The organism is Sandarakinorhabdus sp. (assembly GCF_040398645.1).
Taxonomy (GTDB): Bacteria; Pseudomonadota; Alphaproteobacteria; order Sphingomonadales; family Sphingomonadaceae; genus Sandarakinorhabdus.
Genome location: NZ_JBBATR010000001.1, coordinates 67,127 through 70,880 on the forward strand (window position 1 = coordinate 67,127; position 3,754 = coordinate 70,880).

The 3,754-nt window shown below is 58.1% G+C and carries 1 protein-coding gene, 1 other RNA gene and 3 pseudogenes; all 5 read left to right on the forward strand.

Going from position 1 to position 3,754, the window contains the following annotated elements; translation table 11 throughout:
- Positions 1–431: pseudogene (locus ABWP50_RS00325) on the forward strand (DNA-directed RNA polymerase subunit beta'); the annotation flags it as partial.
- A 173-nt stretch (positions 432–604) separates the two neighbouring features.
- Positions 605–1,294: pseudogene (locus ABWP50_RS13585) on the forward strand (nidogen-like domain-containing protein); the annotation flags it as partial.
- Positions 1,295–1,768: 474 nt separating this feature from the next.
- Positions 1,769–1,870 (forward strand): annotated as a pseudogene (locus tag ABWP50_RS13590) (PEPxxWA-CTERM sorting domain-containing protein); the annotation flags it as partial.
- A 221-nt stretch (positions 1,871–2,091) separates the two neighbouring features.
- Positions 2,092–3,228 (forward strand): glycosyltransferase family 4 protein, encoded by a 1,137-nt coding sequence (locus ABWP50_RS00335; RefSeq protein ID WP_502950942.1) that lies wholly within the window; start codon positions 2,092–2,094, stop codon positions 3,226–3,228.
- A 42-nt stretch (positions 3,229–3,270) separates the two neighbouring features.
- Positions 3,271–3,618, forward strand: a transfer-messenger RNA (tmRNA) gene (gene ssrA, locus ABWP50_RS00340).
- The last annotated feature ends 136 nt before the right edge of the window (positions 3,619–3,754 follow it).

Genomic DNA, 3,754 nt, shown 5'->3' on the forward strand with positions numbered 1-3,754 from the left:
ACATCGAAGTGATCGTGCGCCAGATGCTGCAGAAGGTGGAAATCACCGACAGCGGTGACACCACCTTGCTGGTGGGCGAACAATGCGACCGCGAAGAGATGGACAGCGAAAACAGCAAGCTGCCCGAAGGTGGGCGTTTTGCGGCCGGGAAACCGGTTCTGCTGGGCATCACTAAGGCGTCGCTGCAAACCAAGTCGTTTGTGTCGGCGGCATCGTTCCAGGAAACCACGCGCGTGCTCACTGAAGCCGCTGTGCAGGGCAAGATCGACACGCTGACCGGGTTGAAGGAAAACGTGATCGTGGGCCGCTTAATCCCGGCCGGCACGGGTGCGGGCATGAACCGCCTGCGGGTTGCCGCCGCAAGCCGCGACGCGGTGCTGCGTTCGGTGCAGCAGGCCAGCGCCAAGGCATTGGAACAGACCGAAGCCTGACGCTACACTTGGTTGTCTGAAAAGGCGCGCCAGACTTCTGGCGCGCCTTTTTTGTTGGGCGCTTGTTTCAAGAATCAATTAAGGTTAACATCAATTATTAGGATTGGATTAGTGACCAAGGTCCTATGTAAAACAGTGAGTTAAAGTTGGTCTTTTTTGAAGGAGAAGGTCCCATGCTTCGTTCTTGTTTTTCATCGGTAATCGCACTCGCCGTTCTCGCTGGTGCGACATTGGGTTCTCCCGCTGCAGCCAGTGCGCCGCTTATCGATGGCCTTGGCGGTCCTGCTGGCTTTGGTGAGCTTACGCAGTTTCCAAATGATGATGCCTCATCCAACGAGTTGAATTTGCCATTCGGGCTGAATTTTTTTGGCACTAACTATAATAGTTTTTTCGTTAACAACAACGGCAACGTGAGTTTCGGCTCACCACTTGGCTCCTTTACGCCAACTCCATTTCCAGCCTCGAGCCTGCCGATTATTGCACCCTATTGGGGGGATGTTGATACGAGAAATCAGCCGGGCGGCGGCGCTGTCTACATTGGGTCGCCCAACAGCAATACCGTGGTGGTGACGTGGAACGACGTTGGATTTTTCTCAAATGACAACAGCAAAACAAACAATTTCCAGATGGTGCTTTCGAATCGGCCGGAAACAGGGTCGGGCAATTTTGATATCGAATTTCGCTACAACCGGCTCGAATGGACAACGGGGGGTGCTTCCGGCGGCACAGGTGGGCTTGGCGGTACTCCAGCGCAAGCGGGGTATGACGCTGGTGATTTTACCAATTCTTTCACGCTGCCGGGATCGCGCACCGCGGATGTGCTCAATCTTCAAAACACTTCGAACGTCAGCAGCGACACACCGGGCATCTGGCAATTGCTGATACGAAATGGCTCAATAACGACTGGTACCACGCCTGAAACACCATTGCTCCCAACGATCGTAAACGATGGTAGCTTCGTATTCGATTTCAATGTCGTGCTCAATCAGACGGTTTTTATTGATCCAATCATTTCGGTTGGATATGACTACGTTGTTAATTCTGGACCGAACATAGCCTCTGCATTGTTTCCTTCAGTTCCCGTTGAAGCTGGTGGTTTCCAATTATTCGGATTCAACAGCATGACTAATTTGTATGATGTTCCACTTGGCTCGGTCGCGCCACAGACTGTCTTCAATTTTGCGCCGGGCGGCGTGTCGCGGTTCGGCGTGCGTGGCATCGATATGTCGGCGCTGCTTGATCCAGGTGATCCCACGGCTTTTGTGACGGGCCTCACCTTCGTCAACGCTGGAACAGTCAACCTCTCGCAGACACCATTTACCATTGATACGGGCCCGGGAGCGGTGCCTGAGCCGGCGAGCTGGGTGATGCTGATCGCCGGTTTTGGCCTCGTCGGGGCCGCCATGCGCCGCCGCCGGGGCGCGCTCGTCGCCGGCTGATCGTCTATCCAACCCATGTTCAAACCCGCCGGCAGGCAATGCCGGCGGGGTTTTTCATTCGGCCACCAAAGATCATCAAACGGCCACGAATTGCCGCCGATTGGCCACAAAGCTGTGCAAATTGTCCATAACAGCATTGGATAATCCGCGTGGCCACCGCCTTCAAACTGCCTGTCCCAGCCGACCCGGCGCCTGCTTCGAAACACAGCCCTGCCCGCCCGCTGCGGGTGGCGTTGTTTTCCGGCAACTACAATTATGTGCGTGACGGCGCCAACCAGGCTCTGAACCGGCTGGTGGCCTTTCTGGAGGCGCAGGGCTGCACTGTGCGTGTGTATTCGCCCACCAGTGACACGCCGGCCTTTGAACCGGCTGGCACCTTGGTGTCGTTGCCCAGTTTTGCGATTCCGGGGCGCGGGGAATATCGGGTTGCCCTTGGCCTGCCTGATAGGCTGAAGCAGGATATTCAGGCGTTTGCGCCGGATATCATCCATCTGTCTGCCCCCGATCCGGCAGCGCATGCTACCAAGAAGCTGGCACGCCGCCTGGGTGTGCCAGTGGTGGCGTCGATTCACACGAGGTTTGAAACATATTTCGAATATTATGGTCTCGGCTTTGTGCGGCCGGCCATCGAGGTGCTGCTGCGCCGTTTCTATGCCGGCCTCGACGAGGTTTTCGTCACCTCGGCTGGCTTTGGTGAAACGATGCGTGCGGCGGGCATCATCAGCGGGCAGCCGGCGGTGTGGAGCCGCGGTGTTGACAAGTTGCGCTTCAATCCCGTCCGGCGCAGCCCGGAATGGCGCTGGAGCTTGCGGATTGCCGATGATGAACCGGTGATCGGGTTTGTTGGCCGGCTGGTGCTGGAAAAAGGCCTCGACATGGTGGCGGCCGCGGCTGCGGAACTCAAGCGGCGCGGCGTGCGCCACCGCCTGCTGGTGGTTGGCGATGGCCCGGCCCGCGCCCATTTTCAAGCGCTGGTGCCGGATGCGATTTTCACCGGCTTTCTGGATGGCACCAATCTGGCCCGCGCCTATGCCAGTTTTGATATGCTGCTCAATCCATCCACAACTGAAACCTTTGGCAATATCAATCTGGAGGCCATGGCGAGCGGTATTCCGGTGGTGGCGGCACGCGCTGGCGGCAACGAATCGTTGGTTTCCGATGGTGCCACCGGCGCGCTGGTCACGCCGGGCGATGTTGCAGGCTATGCGGACGCCCTGGGCGGTTATTGCAGTGATGCAGGCCGACGCGCCGCGCATGGCAAAGCCGGACTGGCAGCAGCCCAGGCCTATGATTGGGACGTGATCAATGGCGCAGTTTTGGCGCGATATCAGGCTGTTGTGGCGGCGGGTGCCGCCTAGATTTCTGGGGCGTCCCCAGCAGCTTGTAGCCACCCGACAACTGGGATTGAGATTTCCCGCGGCAACGCCTACATAACCTGTGCCGGCGTGCCGGCTATGGCGATAAATGATGTCGTGAAATAGACGCAGCGGACCCGGGGGCAGTACCCGGCGGCTCCACCATTGTTCAGCCTGTTGTCGGGGTGATGTTTGGGGCCGAACCAGGATCGACGTGTGTTCAAAGACGGTATTTTTTCCCGGCCTGAATGAGCCGTTAAACCGTTCAAAACCCCATAAATGCCAACGACAACGAGGCATTCGCAATCGCAGCGTAATTGAGGTCTTCACCGACTGACATTACACTGGCCGAAAGCGCGGCACGGGCCACGCCGGGCAACAGAAGTGGACTCCAGCGGCCCGAGGGGGGCCGGGCAACAGAACCCCCTCACCGATTTGCGCGATCACGGCCCCCCGACCCACCAATGATTTGGCGGGCCGGGCAACAGAACCCCCTCACCGATTTGCGCGATCACGGCCCCCCGACCCA